This is a genomic window from Shewanella denitrificans OS217 (assembly GCF_000013765.1).
In the GTDB taxonomy this organism is placed as follows: domain Bacteria; phylum Pseudomonadota; class Gammaproteobacteria; order Enterobacterales; family Shewanellaceae; genus Shewanella; species Shewanella denitrificans.
The window spans coordinates 2,890,330-2,912,483 of sequence record NC_007954.1; the positions used below are offsets into that span (position 1 = coordinate 2,890,330).

Below are 22,154 nucleotides of genomic sequence, written 5' to 3' on the forward strand. Positions count from 1 at the left end.
TTATCTTTGTATAAACTTTTCAATTTATATGCCTATAAGTGTAAATAATCATGAACAATAACCTTCTCACTAAAGTAACGGTAGTTGATTGGATGTGAATTCAATAAAACTGCGGTTTAATAAACCTAAGATGGGCTCTGCGATGGGTTGAATTTGTTTTTCTATATAATAGTCATAATCATAATCAAGCTTTGCACTTTGTATGACGCGTGCACCTTGTTTAGTCATCACGTATTCGACATTGGCTCCTTTACGGCCAAATGACTCATCACCCGTCGCCGCACATCGTAATGCTGCCGCTTTAACATGAGGAGACGATTTAGCGGTGTAATCTTCGATGTTACGTTTAAGGCGTTTCCTAAATACTAACTCAGAATTTCGCAGCCCTTGTTTTAAAGCATCGAGCTCTTGTTCAATAAAATTGACCGGGTCTTCGCCTGTAAATAATTTTTCATAAAGAAGGTATTGAATACGACGGGCAATTGGGCTCCAGTCACTTCTTACTTGTTCCATACCTTTAAATACTAAGCTCATTTCACCTTGCTCATTCACTTTAGCACCAACGTAACGCTTTTTACTGCCCTCCTCTGATCCTCTTAAGGTTGGCATCACAAATTGGCTGTAATGGGTTTCAAACTCAAGCTCTAAGAAGCTTTCAATGTTAAATTCCTCAGCGCACTTTTGTTGCCATTGTTGGGTGATTTGCCTGGCAATATTTAGTCCAAATTCGTTAATGTTATTAATGTCATGGTTTTCACCTAGCCAGACAAAGGTTGAATCTGTGTCACCATAGATGACTTGATAACCCAAGTCTTCTATCCAGCGCCGTGTTTGCTTCATTATTTCATGGCCGCGCATGGTAATGGAGCTTGCAAGTTTTGCGTCGTGAAATACACAGCCCTTCGATCCTAATACCCCATAGAGTGAATTCATGATGATTTTAATGGCATGGGATAACGGGTTATTCTTATCAAGTTTTGCTAACTCTCGCTGCGCCGCTAAGGACGCAATTAATGTCGGCAGTATAGGTGACTCTCGGCTAAAGCTTGCCCCTAAAAAACCGGGGACGGTTTGCTCTGGGCGTTCCTGCATCCCAGTAACAAGCCCCTTAGGGTCAATCAAAAAGGTGCGAATAATCGAAGGGTAAAGACTTTTAAAATCCAGTACTAATACATCTTTATAAAATCCTGGTACTGAATCCATCACATAGCCGCCGGGGCTTTCAATACCTTGACTCGATGCAATGCTTGGCGCCACAAAGCCGTGACGATGAAGATGAGGTAAATAAAGATGATTAAAGGCGGCAATGGAGGCGCCGACTCGGCCAAATTCAAGCCCTGTTAACTTAGCACGCTCTAGTGCAAACGCTAACAGCTCTGTTTTGGCGAAAATATCCCACACTAAGCGGCAATCGGTAATATTGTATTGGGCCAATGCCTGTTTATTGTTTTGAAATAAATCGGTTATCTCCCCTGCTCGGTTCTCCACATGATCTATCGCTTTACCTTCTTTAAGTAGCGCTTGGGAGACAAACTCTAGAGAATAACGTTCAAACTGATAGAAAGCCGCTTTTAGCCAATCTATGCCATCCAGCACCACTCTTCCTGGTAGCGACAAGGTCTCGGGCCTAAATTTATCGGCAACCTTCCAACTTAAAGCTTGACCATGACGACCAAAGGCGGGGGTAATGCCAAGCGCTAAGCAGCGCCGATATAACAGCGCTAAATCGAAGGTCACCACGGCCCAGCCGATGATCACATCGGGATCGTACTCAGCAAACCAAGTAATGAGCCTCAAAATAAGTGCACGCTCATCATTGACCCACTCTATCCATGGATTAGCATCCGCTTGGGCCTCACCTATCATAATCACTTTTTGGTAAGGTGCCCCGTTGTCATCACCATTTTTGTCACCATAAAGACCAACGGAATACAGCTCCCCTGACATGGCACATTCAAAATCCAGTGAAATCATAGATAGCGTTACGTCAACGTCGGCCTTACGCGCTCGCGTTAATGCAAGTTGTGGCAGTTCATTCACCCTATGAGTCTTCAAGAATGGCACTCCTGAAATATCTTCTGCGTATTTTTGCTCTAGGCTCGAATTTTCATTGCCATCTAGCCAATATCCTAAGAACTCTGCGTCTAATGCAATGAAACGTTCAATTAAAAAGCGCTGCTCAGTTTTAATATCGCTTTCAAATAGCGGTATGCCTCTATCCTGTGCGATACGAATAACCAGCCTAAGCTGCTTGACTGTGTTTAAGTAAATGCAAGCAAGTGGCTCATGATGAAAGCTTTTAAGCTTAATATTAGCTAACCGATACTGGCCATAGAGCTGCCCCGCTAACAATTGTTCTAATGTTTGTAGATCCGTTTGCCGGCAAAAACAAATCACTTCGGCGTTATCTAATTCAATAAGCGCAGGGCCTTGCTGCGTCTTAATAAAATACTGCAGCACAGTTCGCCCCTCACGATACAAGGTATGGCGAGTGAGAATACGGCCTTTCACGCTAGAGAGTGCTTGAGATGACATAGTGTTCTTATTGATGAGTTAATGCTCTTTTTGATGAATTAGTGCCTTATTGATGATTTAGTGCTCATATTTCAGAAATTGTCACTAATCGTTCGCATAGGCAATTTACTGTGGGCAGTTAATAAACTATTCACCTGCAAACGCCCATGGAGCCAGCTCTTGTATGCCATGTGGATAAGGTAAAACTCAAGGTCTTAATCTTTATTGTGCTTATATTGTTCTTAGGCGGCCAATTCACTGTTATTATGTACAGCATAAGTCAGTTAATAAAGAATTAATACTTAAGCATGCTATCGGATAAGATAAAGACCCAGATCCGCACCATTTATAAAGGCATAGCCACGGCTATGCCTCAATTTCGCTCACGACGCGAGCAAAACTTCATGGTGGCCGAGATCTCTAAAACCTTAGCCGGTGAGTATGATAAAGACAGGCGCATTATAGTGGTTGAAGCCGGTACGGGTATTGGTAAGTCGTTATCTTATCTGCTTGGCAGCATACCGCTGGCTGTAGGTAACAAGAAGAAAGTCTGTATCGCCACCGCCACAGTCGCACTGCAAGAGCAGCTGCTTCATAAAGACTTGCCGTTCTTTTTAGCCAATTCAGCTATCGATTTTAAATTTGGCTTAGTCAAGGGTCGCCAACGCTATGTGTGCTTGGCCAAACTCGAGGCCATGCTAGGCAATCAAGACGGCGCGCAAATGGCCATGTGGCAAACCAAGCCAGATAAAAGCCAAGTGGAAGCTTTAGGCCAGTTACACGAGGATTATCATAAGAAGCGCTGGAATGGTGAGCTCGATACCCTTAAAACCCCTATCCCAGACTTTTTATGGCAGCAAGTTTGCTGTGATAAACACAGCTGCCATCGCCAAGTGGCAAGCCATCATAACTGCCCTTTTCATAAGGCGCGGGAAGATGTAGAAACCTGGGACGTACTTATCGTCAACCACAGCCTATTGTTTGCGGACTTAGAGTTAGGCGGCGGCGTTATCTTGCCAGATCCCGAAGACATGTTTTATGTCATCGATGAGGCCCACCATTTACCCATAGTCGCAAGGGACTTTTCCAGCGCACAGGCTACCTTAAGAGGCGCCAGCGATTGGTTAGATAAAGCGTCAAAGACCTGTAGCAAGCTGCAAAACCAGCTCAAAACCACGCATATCATTGCGCCAGTACAAGCCATGCTGGATCATATTTCAGAGCTCATTGCTTTGCTCAATCAAGTGGCGCATTTTTGTGATACTCAGCCGCAACAATTTGCCAATCCTGAAGTAAGAATGCGTTTCGAGCACGGTAAATTACCCCAAGCCTTACTTATTCAAGCAGAAAACTTAGCCATTGCGGCCAATCAAGGGCTAAAGCAATTCACTAAAATCCAATCTGTGCTCAGTGAGGCCATTAAAGATGGGGAAGTGCCCAAACATCAAGCCGAAGCCTTGTTGTCAGAAACGGGTTTCATTTTGCAACGTTTAGAAAATCTGCAAAAGCTGTGGAAGATGATGGCGAAAGAAGACAGCAGCAAAGGCGCCCCCATGGCCAGATGGGCCGAGCTCATCACAGGCAAGCAGCAAGATTACTTATTTTGCGCCTCCCCCATCGAAGTCGGTTTTATGCTTGAGTCCATGTTGTGGCAAAAAGCCGCCGGTGTGGTACTTTGCAGCGCAACCTTAAGGGCATTGAATAATTTTAACCATTTTGCCCACCAAGTGGGCTTAAGTATCAATGATGGGAGCCGTTTTTTGGCTTTGCAATCCCCCTTTGATTATGAAAACAACGCCACTTTATTTATCCCTAAGATGCGCAACGAGCCCACGGATGATGACTACACCCAAGAGTTAGCCGAACAAATTCTTGCGCTAATTGAAGGCGAGATGGCAAGTTTAGTGTTGTTTGCCTCTTATTGGCAGATGGAGAAAGTGGCCGAAATCGTCGAGAAAAAACTCGCCAAGGATGAGTTATTCATTCAAGGCACCGCCCCAAGACAGCAGATACTCGAGCAACATAAAGCCCGCTGCGATCAAAACCTGCCCAGTATTATTTTCGGTACCGGCAGTTTCTCAGAAGGGTTAGACTTGCCAGGCGACTACTTAACCAATTTGATCATCACTAAACTGCCCTTTGCCGTGCCCACCTCTCCGGTGGAGCAAGCTCATGCCGAATACATTAAAATTAAAGGCGGTAATCCTTTCATGCAGCTCACCATACCGGATGCTTCAAGAAAATTGATCCAAAGTTGTGGTAGATTACTGCGCAAAGAGCAAGACTATGGCCGAGTCACTATCTTAGATAGACGCCTAGTGACCAAACGATATGGTCAATCACTGATAGATGCGCTACCTCCTTTTCGCCGTGTCATTGAATAATAGAGTAAAATAGACGTGGAATTGTTATTAGAACCTAGCCATTGGGCCATGTTGGCATTAGTCGGCCTGTTTGCAGGGTTTATTGATGCCGTGGTTGGCGGTGGTGGACTGTTATCTATCCCCGCGTTATTGACCATAGGCATGCCGCCCCATATTGCCCTTGGCACTAATAAACTGGCCGCATGCTTTGGATCATTTACCGCTAGCCTCACCTATTATAAGCAGCAGCTGTTTGTACCCTCATTCTGGTATCACAGTCTTGGGGCGACATTCATCGGTGCCATCATTGGCACGCTAGCAGTATTTCTTGTTGACTCCCAATGGCTTGAGAAAATCTTGCCCATACTTATCATAGGCATCGCCCTTTACACTTTAGTCAGCCCTAAAGTCATGGATGCAAGTCAACAGGCACCTAAAATGCCAAGCTCAGCGGCAAAACAGTGGACGCAAGGTTTAGGCTTAGGGGCATATGACGGTTTCGCAGGCCCAGGCATTGGCGCTTTTTGGACCTTATCCTCTATCAAACTGCACAAGTTACCTTTGCTCAATAGCTGTGGTCTAGCGCGAGCCATGACGTCCATCAGTAATGCGACCGCACTAATATTGTTTGCCGCGTTAGGTCAGGTGCATTGGTTGCTCGGCCTTTGGATAGGCATTTGCATGATGGTAGGCGCTTACATTGGCGCCCATTCAGCCATTCGCTTCGGGGTGCCATTTATTAAACCCTTGTTTATTATTATGGTACTCGCCATGGGCGCAAACCTTACATGGACGGCATGGCAATGAACAACACCCAAGTGATTGCGAATTTAAGGGATAAACTTGCTCAGCTCGAGCAAGAAGTCCTGCAGCACGATGCCAATATCCCTGTGAGCCAAGGCAAGATGCTGCAAGATGTAGAGCGCTTTAACAATCAGCTGTTTATTCAACAAGGCGCTAAATTGGCGCCTTGTATCGAACAATTGCAGAAAAGTATTAATCAATTAGAAAAACAGCTGTCCCTTAAACTCGATACCCAGCTAATTACCCTCAGCTGCGAGCGTATTCAAGACAGATTTACCGCAGTTAAGCGCGCCTTGAACACCACAAATATCAATATCAAAACGGCTCAGCAACAAAAAAGCAGTAAGCGCGCTTTTTTTGCTAAACGACAACAGTCGACCCATGCCAGCAGTGGTTTTGGCTGGATTGCAGGCAATGTGATGCACAATAGCCATGAAATGTACGCCGAGCTAAATAAGCACTTAAATTGGGCAACAAAGATTGAGCAAAAAATTGCTCAAATGGAACTTAATCTGCCTTCTTGTCATCCAAATGAAAAAATTCAGTCACAAAATGACATCCTTTCTATGCACAAGCGCTTAGGTAAATGCCGACAAGCCATTAGCTATATCGAAGATAGGATCCAGTTTTTAGAACGACCTAACTACAGTCATAAACGTTAAGGAGCAAGAATGAAACTTTTTCAAACCGCCAGTGCTTTGCTGATCTTAGCCACGTCATCGGCAGTGTTCGCGGCCAATTTAACGATTCCTATGTCCTTTGAATATTTGGCATTGGACGGTAAAAGCATAGCAACAAATAAATTTACCCATCAAAAAGATTTAGCTTTGACCCCTGGCAGTCACAAAATCGCCCTTCGCTACCATGACATCATCGAAGATGACTACAGCGACAGCCAAAGCTTTGTCAAATCGGCCCCCATGATCATCACCTTGATGGTGGATGAGGGGCAGCAGTATGAATTAGTGCCCATAAAAAGCCCGGCTAATAATCCAAAAATGTATGCTAAAGCCCCCAAAATCAGCATCACACGTCAAGATAAACAGCCGGTTGAATTCTCAATGATTCAAACTCAAATTGAGGAGCGCTCTTTTTTTGGCGAGCTTTTTGCTAATAAATCTGAACCTGTCATTGCAAGCTCGACTCAAAATCTTGCTGCAATAGCGCCGCCAGAGACAAAAACACGCCTTGCCACTGCGCCTAAAGCCGCTGCAGAGCTCACCTCCTCAGTCAAAGCCAGCGAAGCTCAACCAACGGCTTCAGTGCCTGAGTCGTCCCCAGAACAACACGCACAAAAAATGCTGCAGTATTGGTGGCTGCAAGCCGATGATAAAACCCGTAGAGAATTTATGGGCTGGGCAATCAAGCAGCTGTAACTGTACTTAAGTTTTAAATCTCACTATTCTTGGTGTTCCCTACTCAGACTTGAGTAGGGAACCGCCTCAAAACCATTCTTTTTTAAGCGATTGTGAAAAAATTCGACTAGTATTAATTTCGATAATATCCTGACAATCAAACGAACATTAACGCCATCGTCTTTCCACACTTTAGCTCAAAGGGTATCTCAAGCTATCACTAACCTGAAGCCTGAGGCTGTTTCACTGCTGACGTTGCGATAATTACGTTCATTGATTACATTTACTAAAACCTTTGTCTTTGGAGCACAAGATGCAACTAGAAATTCGAAATTATTATGAAGTGCTATTAATGGAAATGTTAAGAGATGAAGGTTTGATGGATGAATTATCTGAAGAGTATTTGGCCGATCTCTGCTGTGTCACTCTCAATCAACTCCCAGTACGCTATGTTAGGCACTTAGTGGATACCTATTTCTTCGAAGATTTCAGTGAACTGCAAACCATGAAACGAGAAATTCAAGATTCATTAGAACGGGCAAGAACCTTCTTAAAAGCCAATGCATTAAGGCGAGTTCAAGAAGAACAAGCAGTGCAACAAAGACAAGCTGTAGAACAAACACAACTAAAAAACGAAAGCAGTGAAAGCACAGATTGATTCGAAAACGAGTGATTTACAGGCAAGAGTAAAGTATTGATGGTGCTAGTGCTGAGCTAGTGCTGGAACATTTACTACTGGGGGGGAGTTTGGAGGCTCCCCTAGAGCCGACACCCCGGCACACGAGTCGCTTGCTGCGGTTGCTCCCTTCCGGGCCTGGCCGAGTTCACAAGTTATCATTGCGGGGGGACCCTAGGGTCACCATAGATTTCTTAGTAAAGATATTTTGATATCTTGCGCTTAGTCTATCTTTGTAAAACGCTATTACTTAAGAACGGGGCGATTATCCCCCAAGGGGCTGCTTAGTTCAAGCCTTTATCTTCAAAGCCTAGCAATGGATGACTCAACTGCTTAATCGTTATTCAACTATGCACAAATCCGCACCTTATGAGGATTATTTCGCCTCAATTGATGATTTACCTTGCCAACACCAAGCATTAACATTACATTAACAATGTGAATTTGCTTGTGATTTTAGGGGCAAAAGGAACTTGCCCTCATTTTCACAGCAATATGCCCCCGAACGGCTCCGCACTACCATTAACACTTGATGCAAAATCTAGCTTGCAGTAAAGTTAGCAACCTTATTATTGCCATAAGCATACCATTGACACTAAGCTGTCTATTTTCGGCAATTCTTTCATCATGATGGCACAGTTAATGACCTCGATAACTCCCCGTAAGGCCCAAGCGTCAGAAGACAGCATGTTACGTATTTTTACCGTCCCTGAAGACGCCGAGTCTACGTTAAGCATCATAGAACAAAAGTTATCTGAAGATCTTGCTGGCTTCCTTGGTAACAGCATAGCGGCGTTAGAAAAACCATTAAGTGAAATAGAAACCGATTTTCAAGCGTTTCAAATCCCTACAGCACCTCGCTTTGTCTCTGACTATACCGATGAAATTATGCAGAACTTGGTGGCTCACTCGGTCCATACTGCGGCGCCAAGTTTTATTGGCCATATGACATCAGCGCTGCCCTATTTTGTGCTGCCCTTGTCAAAAATGATGGTCGGTCTCAATCAGAATTTGGTAAAAATTGAAACTTCCAAAGCCTTTACCCCCTTAGAACGCCAAGTGTTAGGTATGATGCACCACCTTGTTTTCAGTCAAGATGGCGATTTTTATCAACAGTGGATGCACAGTGCCAATCATTCTCTCGGCGCCTTTTGCTCCGGCGGCACAGTCGCCAACATCACGGCGCTGTGGATAGCGCGAAACCGCTTGCTTAAAGCCGATGGTAATTTTAACGGTGTCAATCGTGAAGGCATGCTAAAAGCCCTGCGTCATTATGGCTTTGATGATATTGCCATTTTGGTCTCAGAGCGAGGTCATTATTCCCTTGGCAAGGCCGTAGATCTACTAGGCATTGGCCGCGATAACATTATCAGCATAGCCACAACCGCAGACAACAAAGTGGATGTTGAGGCCATGCGCCTCGCTGCAAAAGCGCTTGCCAGCAAGAATATCAAAGTCATGGCCGTAGTGGGTGTGGCGGGTACCACAGAAACCGGCAATATCGACCCACTCACCGAGCTTGCCGCCTTAGCTCAGGAGCTTGATTGTCACTTTCATGTGGATGCGGCTTGGGGCGGCGCGAGTTTATTGTCTAAAAAGTATCGACACTTGCTTAAGGGCATAGAGCTTGCAGATTCTGTCACCATAGATGCCCACAAACAAATGTATGTGCCCATGGGGGCCGGTATGGTGTTGTTTAAAGACCCTGAACTTGCCAATGCCATAGTCCACCATGCTGAGTACATTTTACGGGTGGGTTCAAAAGATTTAGGCAGTCAAACCTTAGAAGGCTCCCGCCCTGGCATGGCCATGATAGTGCATGCTTGCTTGCAGATAATCGGTCTTGAAGGGTATGAAATCCTCATCAATAACAGCCTAGAAAAAGCCCGTTATTTCAGTGAGCTCATTAAAAAATCCCCTGACTTTGAACTAATCACTGAGCCTGAGCTGTGCATTCTCACCTACCGCTACGTGCCCAGTACAGTGCAATTAGCCATGAGTGATGCCTGTCAACGCCAAGATTGGCATGCGTTAGCCCAATTCAATGAATGCTTAGATGGTTTGACTCAATTTATTCAAAAGCATCAGCGTGAACAGGGCAAGTCTTTCGTGTCACGAACTCGCATACAGCCAGCCCGCTATAACAGGCAGCACACCACAGTATTTAGGGTCGTGCTTGCCAACCCCTTAACTGGACTTGAGATCTTGCAGGGCGTCTTAGCAGAGCAGCAAGAAATTGCCGCTTTAGATAACGAATTTTTGCCCCAGTTATTAGCATTAGCCAGCGCCTGAGACGCACGTTAGTGTGAACATCAACAGCTGATAGATGCCGATAACATGATGGATAGATAAATAAAAAGCCAAAGACACTGTCTTTGGCTTTTTACTTTGTGGCACTACAGGCTCGTGTCTTAAGACACGCGGCAATCCGCTACACGCAGACCCTTGCCAGCACTGAATCCAAATTCGATGAAGTATGTTTCTGTTCGGCGGCTTTCTCGGCAATGGCCTTAAGGTTAACACTCACCTCTTGACTTAAACCATCGATTGCCATCGCTTGGCTATTGATGCTGCGGGTGGCAGTTTGCTGCTCTTGAATACTGCCAGTGATATTGCCAGCCAGTTGCTCAAGCTGAGAAAACGTGGCGCCAATCTCGCTAAATGCCTGACTCACACGCTCACACTGCTGCAAGCTTTGCTGACTAATACGCAGACTGTCACTGATCCCAGTCACTGCATTGCCAGTCTTATGCTGTAACTGCTCTACAATACGCTGAATTTCAACGGTAGAGTCTTGTGTACGGGAAGCCAGTGCCCTGACCTCATCGGCAACCACTGCAAAGCCTCGACCTTGCTCACCGGCACGGGCGGCTTCAATAGCCGCGTTAAGCGCCAATAGATTGGTCTGCTCGGCGATACCTTTAATCACCGCCAGCACATTGCCTATCTGCTGGCTGTCGGTATTAAGTAAATCCAAAGATGTCGCCATTTGCTCTATGCCACTGGCAAATACCGCCATTCCTCTTTGATTTTCTTGTGCATCAGCCGTGCCCGCTTGCAGCAATTCATTCACTTTATGTGACGTGGACTTAAGCTCGCCGGCATTAGCCGATAATTGATCCGCCGTCATGGAGATTTCCTGTAGCGAAAAAGTAATAGACTCATTGGCTTGATTACTTTTTATCACCGACGATTCGGCCTGAGACATTTGGGTGGTTAATACCGTCGCCCCCAGTTTAAAGCGGCTGGCATCTTGGCGAACTTCATCCAAAATCTGTTTAAGACCATCGATAAAGTCACTTAATTGATTGATTATCGTGCCAAGTTCATCTGGGTATTTATCTCGTAGTGGTTTTTCAGGCGCAGCTTCTGTGCTCACCACTAAGGCTAAATACTGCACCAGCCGCTTCAAGCGAGCCCCGACAAAACGCTCAAAAAGATAAAAACCTAAGATCAACTGCCCCGCAGCCATCAGGCCAAGTAAAATGAACATTTGAAATTTATCCACTTGGGCAGGAAGCAGGCTTAAATAGCCGAAACCAATAAGATACAAGGCGAGTAAAGGGTAGATAAGTTTATATTGCAATTGACTTTTTACGGCTGACATTCGACTTCCCGTTATTTGTTTTTATTGTAGGGCGGAACATAAATTTGCCAATTGAATCATCCTTAGGCAAGCAAACTTTGCCTGCAACTTAAGGTGAGTTCACTCAGTGACTCAAGACTCAATAAGTTCCTTTTATCAAGTAGCTGAACAGAATAAAAACTAAATAACAAAAAGTCTACAAATTATACCCATAAAAAAGGCCACTCATTTGAGTGACCTTAAATAAATGTGCTTAACAGCGCCGGATAAGCCCTGTTAACAAGCATTACAGACGAATATTAGTCCCGCTGACGGCTTGGCTTAGCTCGGCTAGAAATCACTTTATGCTTTTGCACTGCACGGCGAATTTTTGAACTCTTCACTTTAGAGCGAGCAACACTGTGCTTATCAGAACCTAGCATACTGCGAGTTTCCGCTTCTAGACCCGCTAACTGACGTAAGTAGTTAACTTGATCTAATGGCAGCTCAATCCAGCCACCACGAGGCAATGTCTTAGGTAATTCAACCATGCCATAGCGCACTCGGATAAGACGACTCACTTGGATTTCTTGAGATTCCCACAGACGTCGAACCTCGCGGTTACGGCCTTCTTTAAGGGTCACATGCCACCAAGAGTTAATCCCCTCACCGCCCGCAGGCTTGATGGTATCAAACTGCGCTGGGCCATCTTCAAGCATCACGCCTGTGCGCAATGACTGCACGTTGGCATCAGTCACTTGACCAAAGGTACGCACCGCATATTCACGCTCAACTTCGTTGGATGGGTGCATCAAACGGTTGGCAAGATCGCCATCAGAGGTGAATAACAACAAGCCTGAGGTGTTAATGTCCAAACGGCCTACTGCAACCCAGCGAGAATCGCGAATTTTAGGTAGACGCTCAAATACCGTTGGACGACCTTCTGGATCTTTACGGCTACAGATCTCGCCTTCTGGCTTGTGGTAAGCCAAAACACGACAGATCATATCATCCGCGGTTTTAATGGAAGTTGTGCGACCATCGATGCGAATTTTAGCGTCAACTTCAACGCGATCACCTAAGGTTGCAATTTCACCGTCTACACTAACTCGGCCTGCAGCAATCCATGCCTCCATCTCACGACGGGAGCCATGGCCTGCACGGGCCAAGACTTTCTGCAATTTTTCACTCATTAGTTCAACTCTTTAAAGGATTCTATTAAAAAACAAGACCTTAAAGAGTCTCGCTTCAATATTCTTTTTGAAAATGTACACAGTCATGTACACAATTTGAAAAGTGTCCAGATTATACTCGTAATGTTTCCTATAGGCAAAAATCCCTATGCCACTAAAATTTTATGTATGTACAGCCCGACTTATCTTCTTGGATAAAATACCAATTACGATAAAAGGCTTATATGGACGCTCCCAGAGAGTCAAGACTGTCTTAATGTTCGGCTCATCATGAAGTTTGCTCGTCGACACGCGTAAATATATCCCTATAGCTCTCTTCGACGTCCTGTCTCAGAAGGTCGTCTCTCAAACTATCATAATTTGCCTATTAAATTTAGTGTTGCCTTAACCTATCAACAATGTCCTTAGTACATCTTTCAATCAAAATTATCAGTTTAGAAAACGCAAGTAAATCAACATGCATTCTAATGCTAATAACTTTGATTTTTCACAACAAAAAGCCCCGGCTAGCGAGGCTTTGAATTCAAAAATAGATTAGCAGTTGCTATCTACTTTTTGATCATCGTTTTCTTTTGATTGTTTGGATTTCTTAATCCAATAAGTTACTAATACGATGATATAAATGACAGGCATGAGAAACGCTAGAGCTGTGTATACCATTAACCCATGAGTCCAACCATCAACATAATGTATCCCTGTAATCAATTCGGCCACCCAATCAATAGGGTATACCACTACTCCCGGCATGACCAAAATCGAAATATATACCGCAAGGTAAATAAGGCTAATTTTTAAGAAACTGCTTTTCATAGATACTTACCTTATATTTTATGGATTAAAAGGGTTAACATCCCTAATAATTCTTCTATTCAGCCAATATGCCCCTCTTAAAGCCCTTTCTAGCTCTGCGGGGTACGATACTGCATTATCAAAGCCAATATTCAAGTTGGGAATAACTGAGTCACCAGCATTTAATGTTGAACGAGCTGCATCAGTGCAATTTCCGAAAACTCCCCAATAGTCTTCAGAGGACAAATAATCTTTCGCAAACTTATCCGAAGCTAATTTGTTTGGGTTATCTACATAAATGATAAAGTCCGCATCCCTGCCATAAAGAGCTTTGTCCCGCATATAATTTCTAAACAAAGAGTTAAAAGGGTTTACACCAGATTTGTCAGGGTGATGACTAACATATGTTCCATAGTCACTCATGATTGACGCATGACCGTATGCACTTGAATAGGTATTTCCTGAGCTATCAGTGTAATTACCCGGTTTCCATATAAATACAGTATCTAATCCAAGAGGGTCAATCGCATTTATTGGATTCCCACCAACATACCCATAGGTATTAATCCCACCCGCTAAACCAATCGGGTCTGACTGAATGTATCTACCCAATTCGGGATCGTAATCCCTAAAGTAGTTGTAATGTAACCCAGATTCTTCATCATAATATTGACCCGGAAAACGTATCGCTTGCTTGATCTTGTCTATGTCCACTATGGTTTGCCCAAATGGCGTGTAGTGAGCTTGCCACTGTACGGTGCCTGTCGAGTCTGTCAGCGCCGTTGGCGTGCCTAAGTGGTCGGTGTGGACATAGTAGACATAGGTTGTGGTGGAACCTTGGTTGTCGTTTGTTATCGCTGTCGCTATCTGTTGTCTGCCAGCAAAGAAGTACTCACGCAGTAAAGTACCGTCGGCGAGGGTTTCTGCAATAAGCTGCCCATTGAGGTCGTAATGAAAGTGAGTGACTTTGCCGTTGACATTTTTCTGTACTCGCTGCCCTAAGGCGTTATAGCTGTATTGCGCCACAGGTAAGGCGTTATTAGTCAGTGTGTCGAGTCGATTTTGAGCGTTGTAATTCAGTGTTAATGCTCGCGTATCATCTATATCTGTGATTATTTGCCCATTGGCATCATAACTAAAGTCACGCTGCGTTGTGATGCCGGGGGCCGACTTGCTGACTTGTTGAAGCTGATTACTGTCGGCGGCATAAGTGTAACTGTCTATGCTAACCTCGGCAGGTGCTTGGCCGACTTGCAGGGCATGCTTTGCCGTGCGGTTATGTACAGCATCATAGGCATAGTTCAAGCTACCATAATCGCCACTAGCTTGAGTTAGCCTGTTAAGCTCATCGTAATTAAATTGCTGGCTCTGGCGACTAAACAGGGTATTGTTGATGGTTTCAATATTGCCGTTGGCATCATAAGCATAACTCAATTGTTGGATGCCACTATTGATATCAATAAGCTGATAATCAAGATCATAGTTGTAAGTGTTCGTTAGGTTATTACCATAACGAAGTGAAGCGATTGGCCCAAAAGGCTTGTAACTGAGATTATTGATTAAGGGCTGCGCCTGAGAGCTAATTGCGGATTGGGTAGTAATCGCAATTAGCCTTTGCTGGTTATCATATTGATAGCTTAAGCTTCTGCCACTAGGGTAGATCATCTGTTTTAAGGCGCTGTTGACATCATATTGGTAGCTTGTGATGTAATCTGCGCCCAGGATGTTGCGGGTTTCGCTGATGACTTGGCCTTGCTGATTATAGCGATACGCCGTCGTGCCGCTGCTGTCTGTCATTAGCGTCAATAACCCGAGTCCATGATTGTCATCGTCTGTCGAATCATAGCTATAGTTCACATTTAACTCTGGCGCAGCGGCAAACTCAGCTGACAATAAACGGTTAAGGGCATCGAAGGTATAAGTGACGATATTGCCTTTGTTGTCAGTCTTTTGAGTCAGATTTCCTGCTTCATCGTAAACAAACTGAGTGATGCCAGTATCTGGGCTAGTGGTTTTAAGCAGCTGCCCAAGTCCATCGTACTCATAGCTTGTGGTGTTACCGCGGGCATCAGTGACACTGGTAATTTGATCTTTTTTTAATACTTCGTACATCAGGTATTACTTTCGGATGCACATATCTTGATTGTAATCCCACTTTCCGCCTTGGTCTAGGCAGGAGTCTACAGTAAGAAAATCTACAAGCCAAAATGCAGCCAATACGACAAGTATGGATATGATTGTAGATATTATTATTTTACGTTTATTCATAAAATTAGTACCCTTGTGGTAATCCATTTGGTCTGAATGCAGAGCATACTAGGCTACATGATTGTGGACTTGAGGCATTACTTCTACCAAAAATATTTGCCGCTTGGTCTGCTGCTGATGCTGGGTCACCTTTAATATGTTGGTCAAACCATTCTCTTGAGTCGCTAATAGTGCAAGCAGCAGACTCTCCACCTTTTCCTCGCTTTGTGGCTTCACAATTTGCTTTACAGTGAAAGTACTTATCAGCACCAATGGTATTTGCATCTCGCATGTCGCGATAGTTTCCAAAGAAATCATATGCACCACCTATCCATTGACGTTGATTAAGTACTCGTTGTCTTTCGAGTTTTCTGAATGCTTCGGCAATGTGAGGAGGTAAGCCAGTGTATGGTGAATTATCGTTGGCAAGACCGTACCTGTCCGTATTCATGATTGGATTTCCACCAACATACCCATAGGTATTAATCCCCAGGGCAACCGCATGAGTGTTCATTATTTAGTCGGTGCGCATAATCCAGCGATTAACACCTTCTCCAGAAATGCTGGATTCATTAAACAACGCTTTCGTTTACCAACAATACTGAGCTTTGTCGGTTCTTTTTGCAGCATGTTTAGCGACATGTGCCTTAAGTAAGCGAGATTTTCAGCGCCGTTATTTTTGTAGATCTGGCATTCATCTTCGTTCATGCTGACATCCAAGACCCAGTGCATTGACTCGATCCCCCAATGTTCGCGAGTCGCACTTAAGGCTTGCTCTGCTGATAACACTTTCGAACTGATATAGTAACGATATTCAAGGCTCGCCGTCTTACCTTTAACAGCCCTAAAGCTTTCAACCATAACGATGGATTTGAGTGCTTCCCAATGTGTAAAATCACCGTCAAGTGCAGCAGAACTCAGCACATAGCAGGTTCGGTTTTCAATACGATCATGGCTTTTTTCTATATTGACATGGTCATCACTTAAGCCAGCTGAACGATGCGGACTAAAGGCTTTATTTACCGCTTTAGCTAAGTTGCCTTGATTGTTTTTTACCGCCAGTAGGTAGTCACCACCTTTGTCGATAATCGTTGTAGCAATAGCCGTTTGACAGCCCATAGCATCGATTGTCACTAGCGCTCCGCGCAGGTCTAGCATTTTTAATAGGGTTGGAATGGCTGTGATTTCATTACTTTTTTGCTCTGCTTTTAATTGACCCAGTACCAGCTTATTCGCTGAAGCATAGGCACTTATCATGTGGATAGTGCTGCTTCGATCATCACGATTATATGAACCACGTAGCGTCTTTCCATCAATCGCAATGACTTCTCCATTAGTCAGCTGGTGAACTGACTTCATCCATGCAAGAAAACAGGCATTAAAGCTATCAGGATCAATCATAGAAACTATCCTGGCAATGGTATCGTCAGCAGGGATCCCATCGATGAACATTTTTTGTTTTTTGAACCAAGAATGGTGACCAAGAATGTATTCTCGGATCTCGAACCAGCCATTGGAACTCGCAATAACAGCGCACAGCGAACCGAACAGTACATCGAACAGGGGATAGGTAACTTTTGCACTTTGGCGATGGTCGTCAATGGCACTAAAATGCTGCTTGAATGATTCGATATACATGAGCTGACTCCTGAAAAAGGAGTATAAGATCACAAGCACGTGATCAGGTCAATATTCTTCTTAAATCGCTCAAATAACGTTCACGATCTGGCCTTGTATTAATCCCCCCCGCTAAACCAATGGGGTCTGACTGAATATACCTTCCAAATTCGGGATCGTAATCCCTAAAGTAGTTGTAATGTAACCCAGATTCTTCATCATAATATTGTCCCGGAAAACGTATCGCTTTATTATCGAATTTGAAGATCGGATTTCAGATTATATATAAATTCGGGGTTACACAGAATCTGTTATAGGGTCTTTTAAGATTGTCCCACCGATCGGAGATCGGTGGGTAACAATTGAACAACAGTTCAAACGACCACAAGCAGCTTTTCTTAATCGCTGTCCAGCCTATCAAGCATTGCCCGTTTACCTTCAAGGTATTCAATCAATTCTGCACGTAACGAATCAACATCACCATAAACACCAGCTTCAATGTCCTCGATACTACATTTGAAATACGCACCTTTATCAGCAAGTGTTGTTACGCCAATCATTTCAAGATGCTCAATACTATGTGCAACTTTAATGAAATCTTGTACGCTGCTGTTTGCTTTGGCAATCAAACCGACCACCAAGCCAAGCGCAATATCATTATCGTACTTGGAGCCAAGGTTAGCCAATGCATCTACCATTTCATCATGCTTGCTGGTTGATGCTGCTGATGCTAACGCTTCAAAATCTGAATTATCAACATCACAATATAGTAACTGCTCATCAATCCACTTCACAGCTTGGTCGACACTGACCAAGCCAATCTGAAGCTGAACTTTCAATATTGTTGCTTCTTCTTTTCTATTCATAGCTTCACCTTAATAAGGAATAACACTTATCACATTTCCTGTGGTGCTGTTGGTAATGACTGTTACATTTCCATAATTGTGTACAGTTGTATTGGGTCTGTTGCCCGGTCGAGATGTTCCATTTTGAATAGCGTTCAATACTGCTGATGGAGGGATGCCTCTACCTTGCATTCTAGAGAGTGCATGAGTCGAGAATGGAGTGCCGCTGATGCTGAAAGGTCCATACTCTGAAACAATATTTAATGGCGAACCACTTTGTCCCGTTGGGTTGTAATTACCATTAATTGAACATTGAGAACTTTCTCTTGAGTTTCGCAATAAGTTTTGAAGGTATGCCACATCATTGCGACCATAAGCTGAATTAGGTCCTCTAGAAGGGCGAGCCGTACGGTAACTAAAGTTCGAGTCAAACTGCCTGATTTGATTGATTAACCCTTGGACCTGACCATTAATGATAGGTTGAAAAAAGTTACCTTGTTGTGCTCTGGTTCGCCCTCTGTTCAGTCCGTAAGGGTCAACATAGCTTATTGGATTCCCACCAACATACCCATAGGTATTAATCCCACCCGCTAAACCAATCGGGTCTGACTGAATGTATCTACCCAATTCGGGATCGTAATCCCTAAAGTAGTTGTAATGTAACCCAGATTCTTCATCATAATATTGTCTCGGAAAACGTATCGCTTGCTTGATCTTGTCTATGTCCACTATGGTTTGCCCAAATGGCGTGTAGTGAACTTGCCACTGTACGGTGCCAGCAGTATCGCTGAGCGCCGTTGGCGTGCCTAAGTGGTCGGTGTGGACATAGTAAACATCGGTTGTCTTACTGGATTGATTATCGCTTATTATCGCAGTCGCTATCTGTTGTCTGCCAGCAAAGAAGTACTCACGCAGTAATGTACCATCGGCGAGGGTTTCTGCAATAAGCTGCCCATTGAGGTCGTAATGAAAGTGAGTTACACAAAATTATTTACAGGCTCATTTATTGGTCATGGTAGTGTGCTTGGCGACAATTATCAGATCACAAATAAGGTCTTTTTTCTACCTAAAAATAGAGTTACCGCTAAAGATCCTGTCTATGTTAATTTATTAGTTTCATTAATTCTGACCAAAAGTTAAACAAGTTGCCCCCATTATCAATAAACAAGTACCAAAATGATCCTGTTAAAATAAAAACACCTACAAATAAGATTTCTATAGGTTTCTTACCATAAGCTCTTCCCAGCATATTCTTTGGAACATCTTTGAAACCATACTTCCTAAGTAAATTAATGCCACCAATGGTATTTATTAACCCCATTGGTAAACCTGCAACCAACACAAGTAGCGTGAAAGTAAAATAAATAGTCAAATCTACAATGTTATTGATTTCCAATTATACCTCCTAATGCAGCACCAGCGGCACTTCCATAAGTTCCATAATTTACACTCACTTTAATGGCTGGATCAAAAATAGCAGTATTCGGTGCTTTATAAATGTTTTTACCTACATGTCCTATGCCGTATCCAATACCTCCACCTATTCCACCTAAATATGCGCTACGAAGTATTTTTGAAGAGTCAATATCATCTTTACATCCCATGTTAACACTATCAATTTCTTGATATGCAGAATTAGTAGCACCAGCTAATGAACCAAACCCGATAGCTTTGATAGCACTGGAACCAAAACCACCTAATGCCCCTGTAGCCCCTGCAACAAAGAGCCTTCCCATATTAAAATTACCAGATTGGTATTGGGTATACCCTTCATAGCCCATATTTACTAGTGCACCAATTGCTTGTGGAACCCACAACCCTGTTGGATCAGTATTCATGACAGGATTCTGGTATGCATACCCATAGGTATTAATCCCACCCGCTAAACCAATCGGGTCTGACTGAATGTATCTACCCAATTCGGGATCGTAATCCCTAAAGTAGTTGTAATGTAACCCAGATTCTTCATCATAATATTGACCCGGAAAACGTATCGCTTGCTTGATCTTGTCTATGTCCACTATGGTTTGCCCAAATGGCGTGTAGTGAGCTTGCCACTGTACGGTGCCTGTCGAGTCTGTCAGCGCCGTTGGCGTGCCTAAGTGGTCGGTGTGGACATAGTAGACATAGGTTGTGGTGGAACCTTGGTTGTCGTTTGTTATCGCTGTCGCTATCTGTTGTCTGCCAGCAAAGAAGTACTCACGCAGTAAAGTACCGTCGGCGAGGGTTTCTGCAATAAGCTGCCCATTGAGGTCGTAATGAAAGTGAGTGACTTTGCCGTTGACATTTTTCTGTACTCGCTGCCCTAAGGCGTTATAGCTGTATTGCGCCACAGGTAAGGCGTTATTAGTCAGTGTGTCGAGTCGATTTTGAGCGTTGTAATTCAGTGTTAATGCTCGCGTATCATCTATATCTGTGATTATTTGCCCATTGGCATCATAACTAAAGTCACGCTGCGTTGTGATGCCGGGGGCCGACTTGCTGACTTGTTGAAGCTGATTACTGTCGGCGGCATAAGTGTAACTGTCTATGCTAACCTCGGCAGGTGCTTGGCCGACTTGCAGGGCATGCTTTGCCGTGCGGTTATGTACAGCATCATAGGCATAGTTCAAGCTACCATAATCGCCACTAGCTTGAGTTAGCCTGTTAAGCTCATCGTAATTAAATTGCTGGCTCTGGCGACTAAACAGGGTATTGTTGATGGTTTCAATATTGCCGTTGGCATCATAAGCATAACTCAATTGTTGGATGCCACTATTGATATCAATAAGCTGATAATCAAGATCATAGTTGTAAGTGTTCGTTAGGTTATTACCATAACGAAGTGAAGCGATTGGCCCAAAAGGCTTGTAACTGAGATTATTGATTAAGGGCTGCGCCTGAGAGCTAATTGCGGATTGGGTAGTAATCGCAATTAGCCTTTGCTGGTTATCATATTGATAGCTTAAGCTTCTGCCACTAGGGTAGATCATCTGTTTTAAGGCGCTGTTGACATCATATTGGTAGCTTGTGATGTAATCTGCGCCCAGGATGTTGCGGGTTTCGCTGATGACTTGGCCTTGCTGATTATAGCGATACGCCGTCGTGCCGCTGCTGTCTGTCATTAGCGTCAATAACCCGAGTCCATGATTGTCATCGTCTGTCGAATCATAGCTATAGTTCACATTTAACTCTGGCGCAGCGGCAAACTCAGCTGACAATAAACGGTTAAGGGCATCGAAGGTATAAGTGACGATATTGCCTTTGTTGTCAGTCTTTTGAGTCAGATTTCCTGCTTCATCGTAAACAAACTGAGTGATGCCAGTATCTGGGCTAGTGGTTTTAAGCAGCTGCCCAAGTCCATCGTACTCATAGCTTGTGGTGTTACCGCGGGCATCAGTGACACTGGTAATTTGATCTTTACCGTTATAGGAATATTGGGTTTGGCCTAACTTGGCATCTTTCAGCTGCTTTACCCGATTGAGGGCATCAAAAGTTTGCTCGGTTGGATTGAGCTTAGCATCGGTTAAACTCAGCGGGTTTCCTTCTGCATCATAGGCGATTTGAGTTGTTTGGTTTGCAGCACCCACATCTTTGATTATTCGACTCAGCTCATCATATTGCCTAGTATGTTCATACATTAACGTGTTTGTTGCAGTATTTTTTATTTTGCTAGAAAGGATATTGCCAGCGGCATCGAGCTCAAATTCTATGCGTTCTCTATTACTTCCATTAATTGAAGTTAATTGGTTTGCGTTATTATAGCTATAGGTAAGAGTAAAATTTGCTGAGTTTTTAATGGATTGCACTAACGAAGTACCCACTATATATGTGTAAGTCGTTTTATTAGCACCTAAGCGAGTATGCACAGTATTAGTCAGTATATTGCCGAGGCGATCATAGGTCAGTGTAACTTGACCGCCGTTAGCATTGATGATCTTTTGTGGGTAGCCAAAAGCATCGTAGTTTTGGTACTCCACTTTATGGCCTAAAGCATTGGTGATACGACTGAGCTGGCCATTGGAATTATAATCAAACCGTGTTACGTCACTGACATCAATTCTAGGGCCATCAATAGTTTGCACTAATCCCAAATCATTATAAGTATATTGGACCGTTTGTGCTAACACCATGCTGGACAATAGACTTAATATCACGCAACTTATTAAGCTTTTATTTGCTTTCATCATTCATCCTTGTCACTACT

General features: G+C 43.8%; 18 protein-coding genes and 1 other RNA gene. 6 read left to right on the plus strand and 13 right to left on the minus strand.

The window, feature by feature from the left end:
* Positions 1-69: 69 nt before the first annotated feature.
* A complete protein-coding gene (locus tag SDEN_RS12595; RefSeq protein ID WP_011496859.1) occupies positions 70-2,535 on the minus strand; it encodes a DNA polymerase II in 2,466 nt (821 codons plus the stop codon).
* Positions 2,536-2,822: 287 nt separating this feature from the next.
* Here SDEN_RS12595 and dinG point away from each other — a divergent pair, with 287 nt between their 5' ends.
* The 5 genes from dinG to SDEN_RS12620 all read left to right on the plus strand — a co-directional run bounded on the left by dinG (position 2,823) and on the right by SDEN_RS12620 (position 7,694).
* Complete coding sequence (gene dinG, locus SDEN_RS12600) at positions 2,823-4,898, plus strand: ATP-dependent DNA helicase DinG (protein WP_011496860.1); 2,076 nt, start codon at positions 2,823-2,825, stop codon at positions 4,896-4,898.
* A 15-nt stretch (positions 4,899-4,913) separates the two neighbouring features.
* Entirely contained in the window at positions 4,914-5,684 is a 771-nt protein-coding gene (locus SDEN_RS12605) for a TSUP family transporter (protein ID WP_011496861.1), read from the plus strand.
* The gene (locus tag SDEN_RS12610) at positions 5,681-6,343 is read left to right on the plus strand and encodes a primosomal replication protein (RefSeq protein ID WP_011496862.1); all 663 of its coding nucleotides are present in this window, start codon (positions 5,681-5,683) and stop codon (positions 6,341-6,343) included. The genes SDEN_RS12605 and SDEN_RS12610 overlap by 4 nt, the downstream gene beginning before the upstream one ends.
* Before the next feature lie 9 nt (positions 6,344-6,352).
* Positions 6,353-7,057, plus strand: a complete 705-nt coding sequence (locus SDEN_RS12615) for a DUF2057 domain-containing protein (RefSeq protein ID WP_011496863.1) — start codon at positions 6,353-6,355, stop codon at positions 7,055-7,057.
* Between the two features lie 292 nt (positions 7,058-7,349).
* Positions 7,350-7,694, plus strand: coding sequence for a late competence development ComFB family protein (locus SDEN_RS12620; protein ID WP_011496864.1), 345 nt, complete (start codon positions 7,350-7,352; stop codon positions 7,692-7,694).
* Between the two features lie 98 nt (positions 7,695-7,792).
* On the opposite strand, the gene ffs is transcribed toward SDEN_RS12620, so the two are convergent.
* An RNA gene (gene ffs, locus SDEN_RS20000) (signal recognition particle sRNA small type) lies at positions 7,793-7,890 on the minus strand.
* A gap of 464 nt (positions 7,891-8,354) precedes the next feature.
* Here ffs and panP point away from each other — a divergent pair.
* Positions 8,355-10,004: a pyridoxal-dependent aspartate 1-decarboxylase PanP gene (panP, locus tag SDEN_RS12625; RefSeq protein WP_041405800.1), complete on the plus strand. Its 1,650-nt coding sequence runs from the start codon at positions 8,355-8,357 to the stop codon at positions 10,002-10,004.
* Positions 10,005-10,143: 139 nt separating this feature from the next.
* On the opposite strand, the gene SDEN_RS20550 is transcribed toward panP, so the two are convergent.
* The 11 genes from SDEN_RS20550 to SDEN_RS12670 form a co-directional block, all read right to left on the minus strand.
* Positions 10,144-11,319, minus strand: coding sequence for a methyl-accepting chemotaxis protein (locus tag SDEN_RS20550; RefSeq protein WP_011496866.1), 1,176 nt, complete (start codon positions 11,317-11,319; stop codon positions 10,144-10,146).
* 278 nt (positions 11,320-11,597) lie between these two features.
* On the minus strand, positions 11,598-12,470 hold the full coding sequence (gene rluB / locus SDEN_RS12635; RefSeq protein ID WP_011496867.1) for a 23S rRNA pseudouridine(2605) synthase RluB: 873 nt from the start codon (positions 12,468-12,470) through the stop codon (positions 11,598-11,600).
* Positions 12,471-13,004: 534 nt separating this feature from the next.
* The gene (locus tag SDEN_RS12640) at positions 13,005-13,280 is read right to left on the minus strand and encodes a hypothetical protein (RefSeq protein ID WP_041405801.1); all 276 of its coding nucleotides are present in this window, start codon (positions 13,278-13,280) and stop codon (positions 13,005-13,007) included.
* Between the two features lie 18 nt (positions 13,281-13,298).
* Positions 13,299-15,371, minus strand: coding sequence for an RHS repeat-associated core domain-containing protein (locus SDEN_RS12645; protein ID WP_011496868.1), 2,073 nt, complete (start codon positions 15,369-15,371; stop codon positions 13,299-13,301).
* A 160-nt stretch (positions 15,372-15,531) separates the two neighbouring features.
* The gene (locus SDEN_RS20260; protein ID WP_011496869.1) at positions 15,532-16,020 is read right to left on the minus strand and encodes a serum amyloid A protein; all 489 of its coding nucleotides are present in this window, start codon (positions 16,018-16,020) and stop codon (positions 15,532-15,534) included.
* On the minus strand, positions 16,020-17,144 hold the full coding sequence (locus SDEN_RS12655; protein WP_011496870.1) for an ISAs1-like element ISSde9 family transposase: 1,125 nt from the start codon (positions 17,142-17,144) through the stop codon (positions 16,020-16,022). Before SDEN_RS12655 ends, SDEN_RS20260 begins: the two co-directional genes overlap by 1 nt.
* A 43-nt stretch (positions 17,145-17,187) precedes the next feature.
* Entirely contained in the window at positions 17,188-17,391 is a 204-nt protein-coding gene (locus SDEN_RS20265; RefSeq protein WP_083759689.1) for an RHS repeat-associated core domain-containing protein, read from the minus strand.
* Between the two features lie 130 nt (positions 17,392-17,521).
* Positions 17,522-17,989 (minus strand): hypothetical protein, encoded by a 468-nt coding sequence (locus tag SDEN_RS12660; RefSeq protein ID WP_011496871.1) that lies wholly within the window; start codon positions 17,987-17,989, stop codon positions 17,522-17,524.
* Between the two features lie 9 nt (positions 17,990-17,998).
* The gene (locus SDEN_RS20950; RefSeq protein ID WP_083759654.1) at positions 17,999-18,913 is read right to left on the minus strand and encodes an RHS repeat-associated core domain-containing protein; all 915 of its coding nucleotides are present in this window, start codon (positions 18,911-18,913) and stop codon (positions 17,999-18,001) included.
* A 157-nt stretch (positions 18,914-19,070) separates the two neighbouring features.
* Complete coding sequence (locus tag SDEN_RS12665; RefSeq protein WP_041405803.1) at positions 19,071-19,364, minus strand: hypothetical protein; 294 nt, start codon at positions 19,362-19,364, stop codon at positions 19,071-19,073.
* Complete coding sequence (locus SDEN_RS12670; RefSeq protein ID WP_083759655.1) at positions 19,351-22,137, minus strand: RHS repeat domain-containing protein; 2,787 nt, start codon at positions 22,135-22,137, stop codon at positions 19,351-19,353. The genes SDEN_RS12665 and SDEN_RS12670 overlap by 14 nt, the downstream gene beginning before the upstream one ends.
* Positions 22,138-22,154 lie beyond the last annotated feature (17 nt).